Origin of the sequence: Sinomonas terrae, assembly GCF_022539255.1 — a bacterium.
GTDB classification, from domain to species: Bacteria; Actinomycetota; Actinomycetes; order Actinomycetales; family Micrococcaceae; genus Sinomonas; species Sinomonas terrae.
In genome coordinates this window covers 1,597,130-1,618,675 of the sequence record NZ_JAKZBV010000001.1, presented here as the reverse complement: position 1 = coordinate 1,618,675, position 21,546 = coordinate 1,597,130, and the positions used below count along the sequence as shown (strand labels likewise).

Here is a 21,546-nt window from a genome sequence, read left to right as displayed (position 1 = left end):
CATCGAAGAACCGAAGAGGGTCAATGACACCTAGGCAGAGTGCAGAAGCGACGGAGCGAATGGCACAAGCAGCAGACACCGAACAAGCAACGGCACGATCTGAACAAGCAACGGCAGTTCAGGCGAGCGTGACAACGACGTCGACGCTCGGCGCCGCCCTCAAGCCCCGACAGCTCACCATGATGGGCCTCGGCAGCGCCATCGGCGCTGGGCTCTTCATCGGATCGGGCGCCGGCATCCAGGCCGCCGGACCGGCCGTCCTGATCTCCTATCTGGTCGCCGGCGGCCTCATCATCCTCGTCATGTGGGCGCTCGGGGAGATGGCCGCGGCGAACCCGAACAGCGGCGCGTTCTCCGTCTACACCGCCCGCGCGTTCGGCCCCGTGGCCGGCGCCACCGTCGGCTGGCTGTGGTGGATACAGCTCGTCGTCGTCATCGCGGCCGAATCCCTCGGCGCAGCGGGCTTGCTCGCGAGCGTCTTCCCGGCGCTGCCCGTGTGGCTCATGGCCCTCGTATTCATCGCGGCCCTCACCGCCGTCAACCTGACCCGCGTCCGCAACTTCGGCGAGTTCGAATTCTGGTTCGCGCTCCTCAAGGTCGCTGCGATCGTCGGCTTCCTCGTCATCGGTGCCGCACTCCTGTTCGGCTGGATCCCCGGCGCCCACTCCCCCGGACTTGCCAACTTCGGCGGCTTTGCGCCGCACGGCTTCGAAGGAATTGCTACCGCGCTGTTCGTGGTCGCGTTCGCGTTCGGCGGCACGGAGATCGTCTCGGTCGCGGCGGCGGAGACGCGGGACCCGGCCCGGAGCGTCGGCAAGGCCGTTCGCACCGTCGTCTGGCGCATTCTCGTGTTCTACATCGGCTCGATCTTCATCATCGCCGCGGTCATCCCCTCGGGATCCGACGCGCTCAAGAGCCCCTTCGCCGGCGTCCTCGATGCCGCCGGGATGCCTGGCGCCGCAACCGCGATCACGCTCGTCGCCGTCGTCGCACTCCTGTCGGCGCTCAACGCGAACCTGTACGGTGCGTCGCGCATGGTGTTCTCCCTCGCCGAGCGCGGCGAGGCGCCCCGCGCCCTCAAGTCCCTCACTGCCTCGCGCGTCCCTGCCGTCGCGGTACTCGCGAGCGTTACGTTCGGCGTGGTCGCGACCGTGCTCGAGCTCATCTTCCCCGACCACGTGCTCCCGGTGCTGCTGAACATCGTGGGGTCGACGTGCCTCATGGTGTGGGGCTCTGCCCTCGTCTCCCAGCTCGTCCTCCGGAGCCGGGCCGACCGCGACGGCGTCGCGCTGCCGCTCCGCATGGCAGGATTCCCGTGGCTGACCTCGCTCGGCCTCGTCCTGCTCGCGGCGATCTTCGCGGTCGGACTGATCGGGGACGACTCGCGGCCGCAGCTGTTGAGCACATTTGCCCTCGTCATTGTCCTGGCTGCCGCCAGCGCCTTGAGGCGACGCTCGGCGTCGGCCGTGGTGTCGAAGGCCTAGCGCAACACCTCTGACTGCCCCGGGTTCCGGACCCTGCCCTGCGCTGGAGCGCGTGGCAACGTCCGGAGGCCGGGGCAGTTCTGTGTGGGTGGGCACAGTGCTGAGTGATTCGAGCCACACAGGCCGTCGCGTCAACAGTTTGTATAGAAATACCCGCTCCCGTTGCACAGCCTGCGCGCCGAAACTACGGTCTTGCTATGCAGACTTCAGTACAACGCACGACGACGCGCGGCCGCGCTGGCCTCGCGGGGGCGCCTCGGGCGCCGCTCGCCGAGCTTCCCGCCGTGGAACCCGTCACAGGGAACGAGCTCGTGGAGCTCTACCGGCTCATGACCGCCGTCCGTCACCTCGATCTCGCGGCCATCTCCTGGCAGCGGCAGGGCATCGTGCCGGCCTACGCACCCGAACTGGGCCAGGAGGCTGCACAGGTCGGCTCCGCCCTCGCCGTGGACCCCAAGCGCGACTTCGTGTTCCCGACCTACCGGGAACTCGGCGTCGCGCTGGCGTGCGGCGTGGACATGGTGGAGTACATGTCGACGCACAAGGCCACTTGGCACGGCGGCCTGTGGAACCCGGCGGAGACCCATGTCGCGCCGATCCAGGCCGTCGTCGCCGGCTCCGTGCTCCATGCCGTCGGCTGGGCACACGGCCAGACCCTCGAGGCCCAGGGCGAGCTTCCCGCAGACGGCTACAACATCGCTGTCACCTATCTCGGCGACGGTGCCTCGAGCCAGGGCGATGTGCACGAGGCGATGAACTTCGCCGCCGTCTTCAACGCCCCCGTCGTCTTCTTTGTGCAGAACAACGGCTGGGCCATCTCCGTGCCGACAGAGAAACAGGTCGCGGGCGGCAGCGTCGCCACCCGGGGTGCCGGCTACGGCATCCCTGCCATCCAAGTCGACGGCAACGACGCCCCCGCGGTCCTGACCGCGACCCGCCGCGCCGTCGCGCACGCCCGCGCCGGGCACGGCCCCGCGATCGTCGAGGCGATGACCTACCGCCGGGGGCCGCACGCGACCTCCGACGACCCCGGCCGCTACCGGTCCCTCGAGGACGAGCGCGCGGACGCCGGGGCAGACCCGATCGCCCGGCTGCGCGAAGGGATTCTGACTGCAGGCGCCGCAACCGCGGCGGAGCTCGACGCGGCCGACGCCGCGGGTGCAGCCGAAGCGGAGCGGGTCCGGGCCGGCGTGATCGACCTCAGACCGCGCCCGGGCACCGAAATGTTCGACCTGGTCTTCCAGGAGCCCACCGACGAACTGCAGCGGCAGAAGGCCAATTGGCAGGAAGAGACCGAACTGCGTGAGGAGTCCGATCATGAGTGAGACGCTGATGGCGCCCATGGGCGGAACGGAGACGATGATGGCCGGAACGGCTGCGTCCGCAGCACCGCTGGAGCTCTCACTCCAGGGCGCACTCAACCTGGCCCTCGACGAGATCCTCGCCGAGGACCCCAAGGCCCTTGTGCTCGGCGAGGACGTCGGCACGCTCGGCGGCGTCTTCCGCGTTACCTCGGGCCTGGCTGGGAAGCACGGCGCCGCGCGGGTCTTCGACACCCCGCTCGCCGAATCCGGGATCCTCGGCATGTCGATCGGGCTCGCGATGGCCGGGTTCCACCCGATTCCCGAGGTCCAGTTCGACGGCTTCGCCTACCCGGCCGTGAACCAGATCGTGTGCCAGCTCGGGCGCATGAACTACCGCAGCCGCGGGACCCTGCCCATGCCCGTGACGCTGCGCGTGCCCAGCTTCGGCGGCATCCGCGCCCCCGAGCACCATGGCGAGAGCCTCGAGGCGCTCTTCGCCCACGTCCCCGGCCTCAAGGTCGTCTCCCCCGCCGACCCCCAGCAGGGCTACACGCTCCTGAAGGCCGCGGCTCGCATGCCCGACCCGGTCATCTTCATGGAGCCCAAGTCGCGCTACTGGCAGAAGGGCCAGGTCATTACCGAAAGCGGACTGGACGACGGCGGGAAGTCGCCGGTCGCTGACGGCGCAGCCGGGGCACGGATCGCTCGCCCGGGCCGTCACCTCACGCTCGTCGCGTGGGGAGCGATGGTCGCCCGGTGCCTGCAGGTCGCCGAGCTCGCTGCCGAGGACGGCATCGACGTCGAGGTTCTGGACCTGCGCTGGCTCAAGCCCATCCACGCCGACGCCCTGGCGGCCTCCGTGGGGAAGACGCGGCGCGCCGTCGTCGTCCACGAAGCCCCGCGGACCTCCGGGCTCGGCGCTGAGGTGGCCCAGATCATCACCGAGCGCTGCTTCGGGACCCTCAAGGCACCCGTTGAGCGCGTCACCGGGTTCGACGTACCGTATCCCTCAGGCGACCTGGAGGACGAGTACATCCCGAACATCGACCGGATCCTTTTCGGCATCCAACGAGTATTGGAGTACAAGCGTGGCTGAGCTTCCCTTCCCCCTCCCCGACCTCGGCGAAGGCCTCATCGAGGCCACGGTCCTCGAATGGCTCGTCGCCGAAGGCGACCAGGTCGAGCGGAACCAGCCGCTCGTCGAGGTCGAAACCACCAAGTCCGCCCTCGAGCTGCCCTCGCCCCAATCCGGCATGGTCCTCAAGGTCCACGGAGCCCCGGGCGACGTGATCAAAGTCGGCGAGCCCCTCGTCGTCTTCGAAGTCCCGGACGACACCGCCGGAATCGTCGGCACGGTCCCGACAGAGGAAGCACCCAAGCGGCGCGTCCGCTTGAGCGCGAATCTGGACGAAGATTAAGAGGTCTGGGGTTGGGAGTTCTGGGACTCATGGAAGAGGGACTGATGACGATGGCGGCGGGGCGGCATGCGGGGGCTGCGGCGCATCACACGGTCGAGGGAACGGACCCGGGCCTCAACGTCCAGACGTTCGAGCCCGACGACGCGGCGGCCCTGCCGCCCGTCCTGCTGATCCACGGCTTCGCTTCCTCCGTCGCGCTCAACTGGGAGCAGAGCGGCTGGATCCCTGCGCTGCTCGAGGCTGGGCGGCGCGTCATCGCCGTCGACCTTCCCGGCCATGGCCTGAGCGCCGCACCCGAGGATGTGGACTCCTACTCGCCCAGCCGGATCCGCGCCGACCTCCTGCAGATCGCGACCGACGCCGGCGCCCGCCCGCTCATCGCGGGGCACCCTGACACTGGGCTGGACGTCATCGGCTACTCCCTCGGCTCGCGGCTCGCGTGGGAGTTCGGGGCGACGCAGCCTGCATTGGTGCGGCGCCTTGTGCTGGGCGGCCCGAGCGGCCGAGACCCGCTCGCCGAATTCGACCTCGCCGCTGCCCAGCGATTCCTCGCGGACGGGACGCCCATCGAGGACGATTCCACTGCGGCGCTCGTGACGATGGCCCTCGCCTCGCCCGGTTCGGACATGTACGCGCTCCTCTCGCTCGTCGAGGCGATCAAGGAGGAGCCCTTTGACGCCGCCGAGGCCGTCCCCAGGCAGCCGATCCTGATCGTCGCCGGCGAGAAGGACGAGCGGGCCGCGGGGATCGAAGCGCTCCACGGGCTCGTGCCCCAAGCTCAGGTCGTCCTCGTCCCCGGCCGGAATCACGTCAATGCCGTGACCGCGCGGGCCTTCAAGCAGGCCGCCATCGAGTTCCTGGCCGGCTGAGCCCGAAAGCTAGTCCCGAATCGCGATAGCGGGATCCTTCCTGCTCGCGACCCATGCCGGATAGATTGCGCTGACGACACCTGTAATTACGCCCAGGACGAAGCTCACCCAAGCCATCTCCGAAGGAAGAACCGGAGGCCATCCTTGAATCAGGGACACAATGATGGTCGTGGCAGTGCCGAGAATGCCCCCTGCGAGACCAGCGATAGCACCGATAATCAGACCCTCGAGAATGAAGGTTCTGCAGACCAACCAACGGGTCGATCCAATGGCGCGGCGCAACGCAATCTCCGCAGACCTGCTCTGAACAGTCAGATACATTGAAGACGCTGCGGTAATGGTGGCGAGGAGCATCAAGACCAGCGAAAGCAGCGCGATCAGAGCTCCCAAGTCGGAAGAAACCTCCTGTCTGATTGACTGGATATCAGCACCCACATCCACTCTGGCCTTGCCTGGATCACCGGGCGCATAGGCGAGCGACGCAACTTTCGCGACCGCCGCCGCGAAGCCCTTCTCGGTGCGAACGCTGACCTTCAATTCCGCCCGTGTCACACCTCTCAGAGAATCCGGATCCACAAACACCGCCGAACTCAACTCGGCTGAGTCTGCGGTTGGCCTAAAGATGCCGACTACGGGAACGAGCGCCCCTTCAACCCAGATACTGGACCCCGGAGCGGGGCCATACTCTGGTCTGAACGAAATACCCAGTTCTTCTGCCGCCTTAGTCGAAATGATGGCCAAGGGGCCGAGTTCGGCGTTGCCGAGTAGGCTCGAGGCGTTTCGGGGATAGGTCTCGATGTCGAGGTCGCTGAAATAGCTTGAGGATGCAGCGTGTAATGTCAGTGGTGCGTCAGGCTCTGGCTCGGTCGGCGTTATATGAGTGATGCGGACGTCTGCGGCCACCGCTGAGAACAGGTACGAGGCGGCCACCACACGAGGGACTTCCGAGATTCGTTGCACGCCCAACTCCAATTCCTCAAACCCGCTATTCAGGACTGAGGGGCCGTCATAGATAGATAGCGAGACTCTATCCTGCGAGGCGATTGCCAAGCGGTTGTTGATCGCATTGGAGGTCGTCGAACCAATCCCGATTGCAGCGGTCATCCCTCCGATAGCGATGGCAAAAGCGAGGATCAAGGTCACCGTGCGCAGGACTCGAGACGAGAGCGCGTTGAATGCATCGCTCCAGTCGTCGGACAACGAACGCAAGAATTGACCCCTGGCCGGGGTACTTGACGGCAGAGTTCGGACTTGATCACCCTCCTCGCGGACCTCCGAGATATTGCGTCCTGAGGGAGTAAGCGAGTCGAGGACGAGCCGTCCGTCCCGAATCTCTATCCGACGATCTGCTTGACTCGCGACCTCCCTGTCGTGGGTAACTATGACCACCGTCGCCCCCTCGGAATTCAGTTTCCTGAGGTACTGGATGACGCGCTCACGGCTGCTCGGGTCCAAATTCCCCGTCGGCTCATCGGCAAGAACGATCAACGGCCTTGTGGAGATTGCCCGTGCAATCGCGAGACGTTGGCGCTCCCCACCCGAAAGAAGTTTGGCGAGCACTCGTCGCTTATGCTCTAAGCCTACAAATTCAAGCGCCTCCAGAGCTGAACCAGCCCGATCAACCAGCGGAACTCCCTGGACGCGCAGCCCAATGGCGGCGTTTGCGATCACGCTCTCGCTGCCGATGACGTGTGAAGACTGAAAGACAAATCCAATCGAATGAGACCGAATGGCATCGCGCCGCCGCTGCCGCATGCCCTTAAGGTTTTCCCCAAAGAGCAACAGCTCACCTGAGCTCGGCGTGTCCAATAGTCCGATCATGTTCAGCAGGGTGGACTTGCCCGACCCTGACTGGCCGACGAGCGCAACGTATTCACCGCGACAGATCGTGAGGGAGACGTCCCTAAGAGCTGGCTCATCGGAGCTGGGATAGATTCGGGAAACGCCCTGCAACTGGATCGCCGGATCTTCCCTCCTCGGACCAAACTGGGGGTGAGCGGTGTGTTGCGGCGCATCATCTGGCGTCAAGAGAGCTTTATCCTGTCCCCCACACTCACCTCGCCAGACACGGCGGCGAAACCTCCCCCAGCGCGAACGACGGACACCGGTATCCGTTGCGCCTCACCCGTCTCGTTGCCCGGCGTGCCGCTCATTCGCAGAACGTAAGTCCCCTCTCCGTCTTGTCGAATGGCCGAAAGTGGCACCGCTAGCGACTCCTCCGCCCCACCGTTGCCCAGCACCGTAACGCTCATATTCGGGATGAACTGGGAGACGTCGGCCTGGTTCGCGGGTGTGACCGTCACGAGATGACCAGCCCTTAACCCGCCGCTGGCCTCCTTGAACGGGCCGACCGTCGCCACCTTGCCCTGAACTTGCTTCTCGGCCACTCGTACCGTCACCGTCTGGCCGACCCTGAGTGAACGAACCTGCTGGACATCCGCGACGAACTCCGCAAAGTTGTCCTCTATTTGGAACTTCACGACTGGATGCTCCGAAGTCACTCGTTGACCCGCCGGCGTTGCCGCCACGATCTTCACCGTTTGACTGGGCAGGACGACGAACTGCCTGAACGCGATCAACCCAGGCTTTTCCTGTGCGGAGGCGGAGTCAGTCAAGGCGGCGCCTCCCCCGCCCGCGCGCGGGGACGATGCTTGGGGGCGCCCGGCATCCAGCTTGAAGCCTTCGCTTGCATAGAGGTCACGGACGGCGTCAATCGTCGACCAGTCGACAACCCCGCCTTCCGACGTCGGATAGCCCAGGAGTCGGAGCGCTCTTTGAAGTGCCAGGACATCGTCGCCCTCATCGCCCTGGTCGAGGTCACGGTAGAGCGGAAGGGGTCCCGGAACGAGGAAGTACGGGCGCCCAGAGAGGACAGCAGCCAGACTCCCCCACTCGGCCACATCCCCCGATCGGAGAGTCTGCCGAACTACCATCGGCTCCTGACCGTCCAGGTCGATCTGTAGCGGGATCTCGGGACCGGGCTTGATGACTCCGGAGAACGTGAGCCGGTCATCAACTATTCTCCTGGTGACAGAAGCGTATACCGGCAAGTCGGCCATGGAGTCTTCCGGACGAATGATCTCCGACTGGCCGAGGATGCGCCCCGCAAAAAGGCCAGCCGACGCGGCGACGATGCCGGTCACGAGCAAGACGATGACCAGCCATCGTCTGGGAAGTCTTTTGAGGCCTGCACTTGAAGGCGATCCATGATCTTCGGCAGCACGGCTCATTGCTTCTCACGCAATACTTCATCGGCGGCGCTTACGTACTTTTCCCCCTCCTTCTTGAGCTCCGCAAGTGCCGCTTCGTTCTGCCTAATAAGTGGCAGCTGATAGCTGGCCTGAATATCCCCCAAAGTCTGCGTCAAACGGGTCTTTTGGTTGCACTCGGCCTCGACCGTGGCGATTCTGATCCCCTCGGACACGTCCGCTGGCGAGGAGTTGGCCTGATCAGTTCGGATCAGCAGGTCAAGAGCCTGCTGACTCGACCACTCGGCTGGGCCCTGACCAGGGGTGAGACCCCCAGAGGAGATACAGCTAGCCCACTCCTCCTTAGACTTCTTCCACGCGTCCGTCTGCGACGCAAGGTTGAGGCTCCTCATCGAAAGCTCATTGGCGATACCGCCGTTCATGAACTGGTCCTGCGGCGTGATCTGCTCCAATGCTGCCTTTTCGCTCCCCAGGCACTTGTATCGCGCGTTCCCCCAGACGCCGGCTTCATCATGCGCTTGGCTGGACGCAGACTTCTCGCCGGCAAACCCGAACCCGTACTGTCGCACCCGGTCCACGTTCCATACACCGAAGTTGCGATTCTCAGCCTTCGAATAGGCAGCTTTGGGATCATCATTGAATCCGAACTTCTTCATGCAGGTGGTGAGGATGACTTCTCGCGCGAGAAGAATCCTTGAGAAATCATCCGTCGAAATCTTGTAGGCATCCAACGGGAAGACTATAAGCGAATTCTCGTAGTCCAGCTTTACCTTGCCTGTCAGATCAGGAGGGATCGATCCCCCTGTATCCGTAGAACAGGATGAAACGAGCATCGCGATAGCGATCGCGACGGAAGACCGAATGCATCCCATCCTTGATATGCGCCCCTCAAGCATCTTCCTCACCCCTCCTCACCCCTCCTCACCCCTATCCCCATCCCGTCCACGTACTCCGAGCCGCGCATATAAGAGGTCCCGAAGGCGCTCCCGGCATAATTGATGTGCCGGTAGAAACTCACGGCTCCGAGGCGAAAACCGCTGCGGTGGAAATCGCGACCGCCGCTGCAACTTTAGAAAGCTTCTTCATGGAGAGTTTCTCATTTCTGATGATCGTGCGAATGAGGACAGCAAAAACAGCTCCTTGGACAGGCCAATTGAAGGAAACAAACACCCGCACAAGGACGTCAGTTTATACGGACGAAAGGAGTCACTAAGTGCGGGAATGGGTGAATCTCAGTGGTCAGCGCGGACGTTTTCGCAGAAATATCCGTGCTCACCCGAGCGATCTACGTGGTACGCGACGGCACTGTCGGTGGATGCCAGCGCTCGCCTCCGTGCTCCAGTCCTGTGTTCCGCCCGTCCGCTAATGGGTCACGTCCTCGGGGAAGGCGACGACGCCGACGGTGTCCGTTCACGAGCCGGCCAGCATGACGTCGTCGACGAGGCTGATTTTCATGAGGCGCCTTCGAGTCCATGGTGCGGGCGAATAATGCCTCTTGAGTCACCTCCCGACTTCGTATACGATTTTCGTATACGATCAGGATCACGCCGAGAGGCGACATCATGACGACTCGAGGGAGAGGGCTTTCGTGGAACAGCTCACGCAGGAACATCTGGACGCCGCTGGCAAGGTCATTGCGGTCCACCTCAACTACCCGAGCCGCGCAGCGCAGCGGGGCCGCACCCCCGAGGTCCCCTCCTACTTCCTCAAGCCGGCCACGTCGCTCGCACTCTCGGACGCGGAGCTCGAGCGTCCCCAGGGCGTCGAACTCTTCACCTTCGAGGGCGAGGTGGCGCTCGTCATGGGCGGCCGTGCCCGCAACGTGGGTATCGATGAGGCATGGCAGCACGTCGGCTGGGTGACGGCCGCGAACGACGCCGGGCTGGCCGACCTCCGCTGGCCGGACAAGGGCTCCAACCTCCGCTCAAAGGGCGTCGACGGGATCGCCCCGATCGGCCCACGCCTCCTGCCGGCCCAGGAGCTCGATCCGACCAACCTCCGTGTCCGCACGTGGCGCAACGGCGAACTCGTCCAGGAGGATTCGACCTCCACGCTCATCTTCCCGTTCGCCCAGCTGGTCGCGGACCTTTCACGGCTCATGACCCTTCATCCGGGCGACATCATCCTGACCGGAACTCCCGCGGGAGCCACCGTGGCCCAGCCCGGGGACGTCCTCGAGGTCGAGGTGGACGGCACGGGTCTCGACGGGGCCCCGGTCAGCACCGGCCGCCTGTCGAACAAGGTCGTCGAGTCCGATTTGATCCTTTCCCCCATCGGAGCGATGCCGAAGGTGAACGACGCCGAGCGCATCGATGCGTGGGGCTCGCCCGAGGCCGCTGGTGTCGCCCCGCGGGACGGGCGCCCTGCAAGCGTCCTCACTCCCGAACTCGAGGCCACGCTACGGTCCGTCGGCACCGCGACGCTGAGCGTCCAGCTCCGGAAGCGCGGAATGCAGAACTGCCACATCGAGGGACTCATCCCCACGAAGCCCGGCGCGAAGATCGTCGGCATCGCGCGCACGCTCCGCTACATCCCGGCACGGGAAGACCTCTTCAAGACGCACGGCGGCGGGTACAACGCGCAGAAGCGAGCGGTCGATTCCCTCCGCCCCGGCGACATCCTCGTCATGGACGCCCGCGGTGAGAAGGGCGCGGGCACGCTCGGGGACGTCCTCGCCCTCCGCGCCCAAGTCCTCGGGGCCGAGGCGATCATCACCGACGGGGGCATCCGCGACTTCGGCCCGGTCTCCGGAATGGACATCCCCGTCTGGGGGTCGAGCGCGCACCCGGCTGTCCTCGGTCGGAAGCACGTTCCGTGGGCCGTCGACGAGACCGTCGCATGCGGCGGGGCCGCCGTGCAGCCGGGCGACGTCATCGTCGGCGACGAGGACGGCCTCGTGGTCATCCCCCCGCAGCTCGTCGAGGAGGTCGCGAACGACGCCGCAGCCCAGGAGCGCGAGGAGGCGTGGGTCGCGGAGCGGGTCGCCGAGGGCAACCCGGTGAACGGGCTGTTCCCGATGAACGCCGAGTGGCGGGCGAAGTACGAGGCGGAGACATCCGGCGCCGAGATGGCCAAGCCATGAGTGCCGCCGCCGAGGAAACGGCACCTGCGCTCAGCAAGTCCCAGCTAGCCTACGAGTGGCTTCACGAGCGGATTGTCTCGGGGACCCTCGCTCCCGGGGCTCGCCTCGTGCTCGCCCAGGTCGCAACCGAACTCGACGTCTCCGTGGTGCCCGTCCGCGAGGCGGTTCGCCGGCTCGAGGCCGAGGGGCTCGTGACCTTCGAGAAGAATGTCGGCGCGACCGTCGCGGGAATCGACCCGGTCGAGTACCTGTACACGATGCAGACCCTGAGCCTCGTCGAAGGTGCCGCGACCGCCCTGTCCGCGCCCGCCGTCGGCCGCTCTGACCTCGAGGCCGCTCGCGAAGTCAACGCCCGCATGCAGACGATGCTCGCGGACTTCCCCGAGAACTTCGACCCAGTGAAATTCACCCAGCTCAACCATGACTTCCACAGCGTGCTGTTCGAGCACTGCCCGAACCCGCACATCCTGGACCTCGTGCACCGCGGCTGGAACCGCCTCACGGCCCTCCGCGGCTCGACGTTCAGCTTCGTCCCCGAACGCGCGAGCGAATCGGTCACCGAGCACGAGGAGCTCCTGAAGCTCATCGAGAACGGTGCCCCGACGGCGGAGATCGAACTCGCTGCTCGCCGACACCGTTCCGCGACCCTCGACGCCTACCTCGAGCGCACCGATGCGCACCCCAATTTCCCGAACCTCTGAAAGAAGGAGCCCCAGCATGAGCAAGCACTTTGTGCCCGAGAACCTGCCGACCCATCTGCAGCACTACATCGGCGGCAAGCGTGTCGACTCGATCGGCGGAGAGACCTTCGAGGTCCTCGACCCCGTCACGAACACGACGTACGCGACCGCTGCCTCCGGCCAGAAGGCGGACATCGACGCCGCCGTCGCCGCCGCGACCGAAGCGTTTGAGCACGGTCCATGGCCGCGCATGAAGCCGCGGGCCCGCGCTCGGATCCTCAACGCGATCGCCGACGCCGTCGAGGCCCAGGAGGACCGCCTCGCCGAGATGGAGACCTTCGACACGGGCCTCCCGATCACGCAGGCCCGCGGCCAGGCGCAGCGCGCGGCGGAGAACTTCCGCTTCTTCGCGGACCTCATCGTTGCCCAGCAGGACAATGCCCTCAAGGTCCCCGGCAGCCAGCTCAACTACGTCAACCGCAAGCCGATCGGCGTCGCCGGCCTCATCACGCCGTGGAACACGCCGTTCATGCTCGAGTCGTGGAAGCTCGCGCCGTCGATCGCGTCGGGCTGCACCGTGGTGCTCAAGCCGGCCGAGTTCACGCCGCTCTCGGCGTCGCTCTGGGCCGACATCTTCGAGGAGGCCGGCCTGCCCGAGGGCGTCTTCAACCTCGTCAATGGCTTCGGCGAGACCGCCGGCGATTCGCTCGTAAAGCACCCCGATGTCCCGCTCATCTCCTTCACCGGCGAGTCCTCGACCGGGCAGCTCATCTTCCGCAACTGCGCGGAGAACCTCAAGGGCATGTCGATGGAGCTCGGCGGCAAGTCCCCGGCCGTCGTCTTCGCCGACGCCGATCTCGACGCCGCGATCGACTCGACGCTGTTCGGCGTCTTCTCCCTCAACGGCGAGCGCTGCACCGCCGGGTCGCGGATACTCGTCGAGCGCAGCATCTACGACGAGTTCACCGAGCGCTACGCGGAGCGGGCCAAGAACATCGTGGTCGGCGACCCGCACGACCCGAAGACGCAGGTCGGCGCGCTCGTGCACCCGGAGCACTACGAGAAGGTCATGAGCTACGTCGAGATCGGCAAGTCGGAGGGCCGGCTCCTCGCCGGTGGCGGCCGTCCCGAGAACCTCCCCGAGGGCCAGGAGCATGGCTCGTATGTCGCGCCGACCGTGTTCGCCGACGTCAAGCCGGACGCGCGGATCTTCCAGGAAGAGATCTTCGGCCCCGTCGTCGCCATCACTCCGTTCGACGACGACGATGAGGCCCTTTCGCTCGCCAACAATACGAAGTACGGCCTCGCCGCCTACGTGTGGACGAACGATCTCAAGCGAGCCCACAACTTTGCGCAGTCGATCAATGCGGGCATGGTGTGGCTCAACTCGCACAACGTCCGAGATCTGCGTACCCCTTTCGGCGGAGTCAAGGCCTCGGGTCTCGGCCACGAGGGCGGCTACCGCTCGATCGACTTCTACACCGACCAGCAGGCCGTCCACATCACGCTCGGCGACGTCCACACCCCCAGGTTCGGCGCCTGAGACTCGGGCTCTGCTCACTGACAGCTCGAAGAACTGACAGCTCAAAGAGGAGAAGAAGACAATGACCGCTAGCACGTCCGTTCCCACCCCCTCCGTGCCAGCGCCGGACATCGTCCGCTGCGCGTACCTCGACCTCGTGGTCACCGACCTGAAGAAGTCGCGTGACTTCTACGTGGACCTGCTCGGCCTGCACGTGACGTACGAGGACGACGAGGCGATCTACCTGCGCTCCTTCGAGGAGTTCATCCACCACAACCTCGTGCTGCGCAAGGGCCCGATCGCGGCCGCCGCCGCGTTCGCGTTCCGGGTCCGCACACCGGAGGACGTGGACAAGGGCGAGGCCTACTTCAAGGAGCTCGGCTGCCGGACAGAGCGGCGCAAGGAGGGCTTCGTGCGCGGCATCGGCGATGCCGTGCGCGTCGAGGACCCGTTGGGCTTCCCGTACGAGTTCTTCTACGAGGTCGAGCACGTGGAGCGTCTGCACATGCGCTACGACCTGTACTCGGCCGGCGAGCTCGTGCGGCTGGACCACTTCAACCAGGTCACCCCGGACGTCCCGCGCGGGCGCGTCTACCTCGAGGGCCTCGGCTTCCGGGTCTCGGAGGACATCAAGGACTCCGAGGGCACCACCTACGCGGCGTGGCTGCACCGCAAGGAGACCGTCCACGACACGGCACTGACCGGTGGCGACGGCCCGCGCCTGCACCACATCGCGTTCTCCACCCACGAGAAGCACAACATCATCCAGATCTGCGACAAGATGGGCGCCCTGCGCATGTCGGACCGGATCGAGCGCGGCCCGGGCCGCCATGGTGTCTCGAACGCGTTCTACCTCTACATCCTCGACCCCGACGGGCACCGGGTGGAGATCTACACGCAGGACTACTACACGGGCGACCCGGACAACCCCACGATCACGTGGGACGTCCATGACAACCAGCGCCGTGACTGGTGGGGCAACCCGGTGGTCCCGTCCTGGTACACCGAGGCCTCCCTCGTGCTCGACCTCGACGGCAACCCGCAGGAGGTCATCAAGCGCGAGGACAAGTCCGAGCTGGCCGTGACGATCGGCGCGGACGGCTTCTCCTACACCCGCGCCGGCGACGAGTCCGGCTCGTACCATGGCGAGGCCTCGAAGGGCTTCAAGCTCGGAAGCCAGGTCTGAGACGTGCTCGATCCCCAGACCATCGAGACGATCGCCGATGAGCTCGTGGAGGCGGGGCGGACGCGCACGCCCGTCCCGCTGCTCCACACCCGCTACGAGGGCATGGACATCGAGGATTCGTACGCAGTCCAGAAGCTGTGGGCCTCCCGGCTCGAGGCCCAGGGCAAGCGCGTGGTCGGCCGCAAGATCGGGCTGACGTCCAAGGCCATGCAGGCCGCGACCGGCATCACCGAGCCGGACTACGGCGTCATCTTCGACGACATGGTCCTCGAGAACGGCTCGGTCGTGGATTGGAAGCGCTACACCCATCCGCGGATCGAGGTCGAGCTTGCGTTCCGGCTGAATCAGGACCTCAAGGGGCCAGGGATCACGCTGTTCGACGTCCTCGACGCGACCGACTATGTCGTCCCGGCCCTGGAGATCCTCGATTCCCGGATCGAGATGCAGGGCCGCACGATCGTGGACACGATCTCGGACAACGCGGCGATGGGCGCGATGGTGGTGGGCGGGCGCCCCGTGCGGCCGCACGACGTCGACCTCCGCTGGGTCTCCGCTCTCCTGTACCAGAATCAGGAGATCGTGGAGACCGGCGTCGCGGCCGGCGTCCTCAACCACCCGGCGTCGGGCGTCGCGTGGCTCGCCGACAAGCTCGCCCAGCACGGGCAGTCGCTCCGGGCCGGCGACCTCGTCCTCGCCGGATCGTTCACACGCCCCATGTGGGTCTACGAAGGAGACACGGTGTACGCGGACTACGGGCCTTTGGGGGCGGTGACATGCCGTTTCGTCTAGAACCCGAGCGCACCTTCCGGCACGCGCTCGCCCAGACTGGCGCTGAAGCTGGAGAGCCCGGTGCGAAGATCGGCCTCTGGGTCTGCTCCGGCAGCCCCTTGGTCGCCGAGATCATGGCCGGCTCCGGCGCGGACTGGCTCCTCATCGACACCGAGCACAGCCCGAACTCGCTCGAGTCAGTCCTCGCCCAGCTCCATGCCGTGCACGGCTATCCGGTCCTGCCGATGGTGCGCCTGCCGTGGAACGACGTGGTGCTCATCAAGCAGTACCTCGACCTCGGTGCGCAGAACCTGCTGATCCCGATGGTGAACGACGCCGAGCAGGCTCGGGCGGCTGTCGCGGCCGTGCGGTACCCGCCGCACGGTGTGCGCGGCGTCGGCTCCGCCCTCGCCCGTGCCGCCCGGTGGAACCGCATCCCGGACTACCTCGCCCGGGCCGACGAGACCATCTCGCTCGCGGTGCAGATCGAGACGAGCGAGGCGGTCGAGAACGTCGAGGAGATCCTGGCCGTCGACGGCATCGACGCGATCTTCATCGGCCCCTCCGATCTCGCCGCCTCGATGGGCTATCTGGGACAGCAGGAGCACCCAGACGTGATCCAGGCCGTCGAACGCTGCCTTGCCGCCGCCCAGGAGGCCGGGAAGCCCGCGGGCGTCAACGCCTTCGTCGAGGCCACAGCCCGGCGGTACATCGGCGCGGGGGCCCGCTTCGTCCTCGTCGGCGCGGACGTAGCCATCCTCGCCCGCTCGAGCGAAGAGCTCGCCCTACGCTTCTCGCAGACAGCCGCGAAGAGCGCCGGGGACGACGGCGATCGGCCCGCGAGCTACTGACAGGTCGATGAGCGGGGGGCGGCACCGGAGATGTGAACTCTAGTGCTGCCCCCGCCAGAGGCGGCGCCACCACGTCCGCTGCTTCCTGCGGACCTCCTCCTCGGCTGCGGCCGCTTCCTCCTCGCGCCGCGTCGCCACGGCGCGCAGCTCTCGCCGCTCCCGCCAGCGACGAACCTCGCCCTCGACGTCGCGCGTCTTGGTGACCACAGGGGGGCCGCCCTCGAGCTGACGCCGCGCGTCGATCACGCGCGCGTTGAAGTCCTCGACCGCTGCCCGCACCTCGCGCTCCGTGAACAGGGTGTCAAGGCGCTCATCCAGCTCCGCATCCTCGACGCGCAGGAGCAGCGCCTTCGGCCCGAGGCCGGACAGGTGCTCACGCTGGATGAGTCCCTTGATCCACCAGTCTGGATCGTAGGTTCCCCCGAGCCCCGGAATCGGCTTCCCAGCGTATTTGAGGTTGTCGAACTCACCGCGCGCCATCGCGTCCCGGACCAGGTACTCGGCCCGAGCCGCGGGATCGAACTTGAGCCGCTTCTTACGCAGCTCCTCCTCGGCCGCGAGTTCGGGATCGTTCTCCACGTCCCCTGCGGCCCTCAGCTCGGCCGCCCGCTCGAGCCGCCTCCGGAGCTCGTCAGCTCCCCCAGGATTCACACTTCACCACCACCTTGGAGCACCATTACCCACCTCTCGTGGGCGTGAGCGCGCATACTGACATCATGGCCTCGTCGCCGGGGGCTGGACCAGCGGATGAGGGCACGGGCCTCTACTTGGACCGCGCCCATGCGGGCCGTGTCCTCGCGTCGGCGCTCAGAGACTCGGTGCTCCCGGCGCCGTCAGCGCGCGCTCTCCCCCTCGTCGTCGGACTCAGCCGGGGCGGGGTTCCCGTCGCTGCGGAGGTGGGCCACGCGCTCGGGCTGCCCTTCGACGTCGTCCCCGCAAGGAAGCTGGGCATTCCCGGTCATGAGGAGGTCGCGTTCGGAGCGATCGCCTCGTGCGACGGCGAGCGCTGCGCTGACCTGGACCGCCCCCTGATCCGCCGCCTCCTGGCCGCAGGGTTCACGAATGCGTCGCTCGAGCGCGTCCGGGAACGCGAGACCGCAGAGCTCGAGCGGCAGGAGGACGTCTTCCTCGGGGGACGGCACCAGAACGCGGCGGGACGGACGGTGATCGTGTGCGACGACGGAGCGGCGACCGGGGACACCGCCCGAGCAGCCGTTTCCGCGGTGCGGGCGGCCGGGGCCTCCAGCGTCATCCTCGCCGTGCCGGTCGCGCCCCCGAGCGTCGTGAAAGACCTCGATGAGGTCGCGGACCGCGTCGTCTGCCCGCGCCAGCCGCTCGCGTTTCTCTCAGTGGGTGGGGCTTACGAGGGCTTTCCGCAATGCAGTGACGACGAAGTCCGCCGACTCCTGGCGGACCGGGAGCCGGCGGCCTGAAGGGAAGCTAGTCGTCCTCGCCGAGATGGTGCGTCTTCGCGCCTTCCTCGCCGTGCCCGATGCGCTGGTAGAGGGCTGGCTTCGCCTTTCGCAGGCGGAGGGCCCAGAAGATCCCCACTACGCCGGGGACGATGATGAGGGCTGGCAGGATGAAGCTGACCGGGCTGGACTCAGTCTGGCCGAGCAGCACGTCGAAGTTCGCGACGATGAGTCCGAACACGACCGCGAGCGCTACGGCGCCTATCGCAGGCGCAACGACGGCGGACCAGAGGCCCTGCGCCAAGTGGCGGCGGCGCCGGAAGAAGCCGATGACGGCGGCAGAAACGATCGCCATGAGCAGCACGAGGCCCATCGCGCCGGCGTTCGTGAGCCACGTGAACATCGTGAGCACGGGATAGAGCGGATCTGCGCCGTTGCCGGCGATTGCGAAGCCGACGGTCACGAGGACGGCGATGCCCGTCTGCACGAGCGAGCCGGCCTTGGGCGCGCCATGGCGGCTCGTCGCCTCGAGCCATGCGGGGATCACACGCTCGCGGCCGAGGGAGAAGAAGTAGCGCGCCACGGCATTGTGGAAGCTGACGAGGGCCGCGAAGAGGCTCGTGCAGAACAGCACCTGTGCAGTCTCCGCAATGAGCTGGCCGACGTGGCCCGAGAGGAACGTGAAGACGAGGTCCGGCCCCTGCTTGCCTGCCGCATCGAAGAGCTGTGAGGGTCCGGTTCCGACCGCCATGGCCCACGAGGACACGGCGTAGAAGACGGCGATGACGGCGACGGCGGTGTAGGTCGCGCGAGGGATGGTGCGGTGCGGGTCCTTGGCCTCCTCGCTGTAGATCGCGGCGGATTCGAAGCCCATGAACGCCGCGATGCCGAACGAGAGCACGGCGCCGACGCCGGGGAGGAAGAGGCTCGCGGGTGAAAGGGGGGCCGCCGTGACGCCCTCGGGGGCGACGGCGAACGAGACGACGTCGTAGACAATGACGACGAGGAACTCGAGCGCCACGAGGCCACCCAGGACTTTGGCCGAAAGGTCCACTCGGTTCACGCCGAGCACTGCGACGACGGCGATGCAGATGATCACCGGGATCCACCACGGGACGTTGAGGCCGAACCGCGAGGACAGGAGCGATGAGACCGTGAAGCCGAAGAGTCCGTAGATGCCGACCTGCATGAGGTTGTACGACATGAGGGCCACGAGGGACCCGCCCACCCCTGCCGGGCGGGAGATGCCCTGGGCGACGTACGCGTAGAAGGCGCCGGCGTTCGTGACGTGACGGCTCATCGCCGCATATCCGACCGCGAAGATGGCCAGCACGGCGCCGAGGATGAGGAAGGACAGGGGCACGCCGAGGAGCCCGGTCACGGCAAAGGTGGTCGTCACGCCGCCGGCCAGGACAGTAAGCGGTGCCGACGCGGCGATGATCATCATGGTCACGGATGCCACACCGAGCCTGCGCTCCTTTGCGTGTGTCACGGTCTGCGTGCTCCCCGCTGTGCTGTGTGAGCCCGGGCGGGGCGAGCTCGTCTCGATGCTCATGGGATTCTCCAGTCTCAAAAATCGTAGGATGCGGCTGCGGCCACAGCACCATCGTGCTGCGGCCGCATACCGAGTGACTTGTCCCACAGCGAACGCTTCTTGTCCTCGGAAGCGAGGCTTGCGCGTGGGATCAAGCAGCGACTAGGAGTGGCAGTGGCCACCCTCGCGGGGAGCCGTGGGCGGGACGTCGAGGACCGGGCTGCGGTCGAAGAACCCCTCGGGCCGGAGGCGGAACCCCACATGGTCGACGGGCATGATGGGCCAGTCCTCGGTGCGCGGGAAGTGCGTGAGGCCGAACGTGTGCCACACGACGAGCTGCGCGCCGTCGAGCTCACGGTCCTGGGCTTGGAACGCCGGCAGGCCCGCGCCGCCGGAGTGCTGGTTGACGAAGTCTCCGGTCGGGTAGCGCTCGGCCTCGTCATACGCCGTGACCCACAGCTCCTTGGTGGCGAAGGCGGCGCGCTTCGCGACCGACGACGACGGGTCGGCGAGCAGCGTGGGCTGCCCCTGCGGGTGGAGCTTGTAGCCCACGGGCTCACCGAGCCGGTTGAGTGAGTCCGGGTTCGAGACGATCCAGGTTCGGCCCGCGGCCATGTCCGCAGTCCGGGCGCCCTCGGACTCGCTCCTGATCACGGTGCGCTTGCGCGTGAACGCGTTGCCGCGCTCGTTGCCGGGGCCCACAGGAACGCGGACGACGTCCTCCTCCTCGACGCGGTTCGGGCCGCCGTCGAGCGCGAAGTCCAGACGCGCGCTGAAGAGGTGCTGGTGGAAGGGCGCGCCCAGGCCCGGGGCCATCTCGGAGGCGTATTCGTACCCCTTGCCGGGGTAGGCGCTCGTGAAGACGACGCCGGTTGCCTTTGCCTCGAACTCGATGGTGCCGTCGAGGTGCAGGTACCAGTAGAAGCCGTAGTCGTAGTTGCCGATCGTCGTGAAGAAGCTGATCACGAGCCGTCGGTTGCGGCGCACGTAGTTGACACCTGCCCACAGGTCCGAGTGCTTGGCGAGGATCGACCAGTCCTCCTCGTGCATGCAGATTCCGTTGCGGATCGTGCGCGGGTTGCCGAACGCGTCGCTCACGACCGGGCTGAGGTACGTGATCTCGCCCAGGCAGTCGCAGCCGAGCTCGAGGGAGTTGGCGTACTGGCCCACGAGGTACTCTCCCGTGTCGAAGTAGTTCTGCCATGAGCGCACTGGCGAGGGGTCGCCGTAGGGCACCACCATCTCGGCGATCGAGGCGCGGTCCAGAATCCGGCGACGACGCGCGGTGCCCGCCTTGCGCGGGGTGTCTGACGCGTCGTCGTCGAACGCGATGTTGTGCAGCACCAGTCCCTCGCGGACGTCGAAGCCGATGTCGAGGCTCCACTTCTCCCACTCGACGTGGTTGCCGTCGGTGACGGTGAAGCTCGGGCCCTCGGGCTGGGTGATCTCGATCGGCTTCTGGCTCGTGCGCAGCGGGCCGGTGAGCTCGGGATCGGTGAAGTTCCCGTGCTCCGCCGGAATGGGAACCGGCCCGAAGTCGAGGACCTGGTCCACCGTGCGGTTGACGATGTCGACGTAGGCGACGAGCCCGTCGACCGGGTGCGCCCACGGCAGGTCCTCCGGGAACTCCTGGACGAACGCGAGTCCGCGCAGGATCCGCCGGCCCTTCTCCTCGGGGTACTCGAAGACGCCGGCAGAGAGGGGCGCGACACGGACCTTCGCGACGTCGAGGTCTCGGGCAGCGAGTGCGGCAAGCCAGCGCTCGTCCCCGTTCAGGATCTCCTCGACTGCCTCGAACTCCTCCTCGAGGACGGGCAGCTCGCCCATGATGGACGTGTCGAGCTCGACGTCGGAGACGAGGCCGCGGTGCGTCACGGAGACGACGACGTCGTGCGGCCGGGCGCCGGAGGTGTCGTGGAGGAACGCCCGGAAGCGGCGCTCCACGGGATCATCAACGGCAGTCCCCCGGGGCGGGTCGACGAGCCCGAGGTACGCAACACGAGTCCCCTCGTTCCAGCGCCCGGCCTCGGCAAGGATTTCGCGGACTGCCGTGATCTCGGCTGCCGTAGTGAGGCCGTAGGCACCGCCTTCCGTCGCTTCCTCTGCCGCGCTGTGGCAAGCGTGCTGGCCCTGGTGTGCGGCCTGGTCGGTTGTGGACGTCGTCGTCTCAGTGCTCATGGTGCCTCCGGGGAGAAACGGTTTTTTCTATAGACGTAGACAGTAAGCG

General features: G+C 66.6%; 18 protein-coding genes. 12 read left to right on the top strand and 6 right to left on the bottom strand.

Translation table 11 applies throughout. The features are described 5' to 3' along the window. Positions 1–179: 179 nt before the first annotated feature. The 5 genes from L0M17_RS07480 to L0M17_RS07460 all read left to right on the top strand — a co-directional run bounded on the left by L0M17_RS07480 (position 180) and on the right by L0M17_RS07460 (position 5,075). A complete protein-coding gene (locus tag L0M17_RS07480; protein WP_241056353.1) occupies positions 180–1,484 on the top strand; it encodes an amino acid permease in 1,305 nt (434 codons plus the stop codon). Positions 1,485–1,681: 197 nt separating this feature from the next. Next, a complete protein-coding gene (locus L0M17_RS07475; protein WP_372498002.1) occupies positions 1,682–2,809 on the top strand; it encodes a thiamine pyrophosphate-dependent enzyme in 1,128 nt (375 codons plus the stop codon). Between the two features lie 16 nt (positions 2,810–2,825). Beyond that, the gene (locus tag L0M17_RS07470; RefSeq protein WP_241056351.1) at positions 2,826–3,884 is read left to right on the top strand and encodes an alpha-ketoacid dehydrogenase subunit beta; all 1,059 of its coding nucleotides are present in this window, start codon (positions 2,826–2,828) and stop codon (positions 3,882–3,884) included. Then, complete coding sequence (locus L0M17_RS07465) at positions 3,877–4,206, top strand: biotin/lipoyl-containing protein (RefSeq protein ID WP_241053283.1); 330 nt, start codon at positions 3,877–3,879, stop codon at positions 4,204–4,206. Before L0M17_RS07470 ends, L0M17_RS07465 begins: the two co-directional genes overlap by 8 nt. Positions 4,207–4,256: 50 nt before the next feature. After that, the gene (locus L0M17_RS07460; protein ID WP_241056350.1) at positions 4,257–5,075 is read left to right on the top strand and encodes an alpha/beta fold hydrolase; all 819 of its coding nucleotides are present in this window, start codon (positions 4,257–4,259) and stop codon (positions 5,073–5,075) included. A 9-nt stretch (positions 5,076–5,084) separates the two neighbouring features. On the opposite strand, the gene L0M17_RS07455 is transcribed toward L0M17_RS07460, so the two are convergent. From L0M17_RS07455 to L0M17_RS07445, 3 genes are all read right to left on the bottom strand, one after another. Continuing rightward, positions 5,085–7,028, bottom strand: coding sequence for an ABC transporter ATP-binding protein/permease (locus L0M17_RS07455; RefSeq protein WP_241056349.1), 1,944 nt, complete (start codon positions 7,026–7,028; stop codon positions 5,085–5,087). Positions 7,029–7,099: 71 nt separating this feature from the next. Then, positions 7,100–8,218, bottom strand: a complete 1,119-nt coding sequence (locus tag L0M17_RS07450) for an efflux RND transporter periplasmic adaptor subunit (protein ID WP_241053282.1) — start codon at positions 8,216–8,218, stop codon at positions 7,100–7,102. Positions 8,219–8,301: 83 nt separating this feature from the next. Next, a complete protein-coding gene (locus L0M17_RS07445) occupies positions 8,302–9,189 on the bottom strand; it encodes a hypothetical protein (protein WP_241053281.1) in 888 nt (295 codons plus the stop codon). A 683-nt stretch (positions 9,190–9,872) separates the two neighbouring features. On the opposite strand from L0M17_RS07445, the gene L0M17_RS07440 reads away from it, so the two are divergent. The 6 genes from L0M17_RS07440 (at position 9,873) to L0M17_RS07415 (ending at position 16,373) form a co-directional block, all read left to right on the top strand. Beyond that, positions 9,873–11,366: a fumarylacetoacetate hydrolase family protein gene (locus L0M17_RS07440; protein ID WP_241053280.1), complete on the top strand. Its 1,494-nt coding sequence runs from the start codon at positions 9,873–9,875 to the stop codon at positions 11,364–11,366. After that, positions 11,363–12,067, top strand: a complete 705-nt coding sequence (locus tag L0M17_RS07435; protein WP_241053279.1) for a GntR family transcriptional regulator — start codon at positions 11,363–11,365, stop codon at positions 12,065–12,067. Before L0M17_RS07440 ends, L0M17_RS07435 begins: the two co-directional genes overlap by 4 nt. Before the next feature lie 16 nt (positions 12,068–12,083). Further along, complete coding sequence (gene hpaE / locus L0M17_RS07430) at positions 12,084–13,589, top strand: 5-carboxymethyl-2-hydroxymuconate semialdehyde dehydrogenase (RefSeq protein ID WP_241053278.1); 1,506 nt, start codon at positions 12,084–12,086, stop codon at positions 13,587–13,589. Positions 13,590–13,650: 61 nt separating this feature from the next. After that, positions 13,651–14,754: a 3,4-dihydroxyphenylacetate 2,3-dioxygenase gene (gene hpaD / locus L0M17_RS07425; RefSeq protein ID WP_241053276.1), complete on the top strand. Its 1,104-nt coding sequence runs from the start codon at positions 13,651–13,653 to the stop codon at positions 14,752–14,754. 3 nt (positions 14,755–14,757) lie between these two features. Further along, positions 14,758–15,543: a 2-oxo-hept-4-ene-1,7-dioate hydratase gene (gene hpaH / locus L0M17_RS07420; RefSeq protein ID WP_241053273.1), complete on the top strand. Its 786-nt coding sequence runs from the start codon at positions 14,758–14,760 to the stop codon at positions 15,541–15,543. Beyond that, positions 15,528–16,373 carry an HpcH/HpaI aldolase family protein gene (locus tag L0M17_RS07415; RefSeq protein ID WP_241053271.1) on the top strand — a complete coding sequence of 282 codons (846 nt, stop codon included), beginning with the start codon at positions 15,528–15,530 and terminating at the stop codon, positions 16,371–16,373. The genes hpaH and L0M17_RS07415 overlap by 16 nt, the downstream gene beginning before the upstream one ends. 39 nt (positions 16,374–16,412) lie before the next feature. Here L0M17_RS07415 and L0M17_RS07410 read toward each other — a convergent pair whose 3' ends face one another. Beyond that, on the bottom strand, positions 16,413–17,024 hold the full coding sequence (locus L0M17_RS07410; protein WP_241053270.1) for a DnaJ family domain-containing protein: 612 nt from the start codon (positions 17,022–17,024) through the stop codon (positions 16,413–16,415). A 44-nt stretch (positions 17,025–17,068) separates the two neighbouring features. Between L0M17_RS07410 and L0M17_RS07405 the strand changes: the two genes are divergently transcribed. Next, on the top strand, positions 17,069–17,806 hold the full coding sequence (locus L0M17_RS07405) for a phosphoribosyltransferase (RefSeq protein ID WP_241053268.1): 738 nt from the start codon (positions 17,069–17,071) through the stop codon (positions 17,804–17,806). A gap of 7 nt (positions 17,807–17,813) precedes the next feature. Here L0M17_RS07405 and L0M17_RS07400 read toward each other — a convergent pair whose 3' ends face one another. After that, complete coding sequence (locus L0M17_RS07400; RefSeq protein WP_241053267.1) at positions 17,814–19,340, bottom strand: APC family permease; 1,527 nt, start codon at positions 19,338–19,340, stop codon at positions 17,814–17,816. A 141-nt stretch (positions 19,341–19,481) separates the two neighbouring features. Continuing rightward, on the bottom strand, positions 19,482–21,497 hold the full coding sequence (locus tag L0M17_RS07395) for a primary-amine oxidase (RefSeq protein ID WP_241053266.1): 2,016 nt from the start codon (positions 21,495–21,497) through the stop codon (positions 19,482–19,484). Positions 21,498–21,546 lie beyond the last annotated feature (49 nt).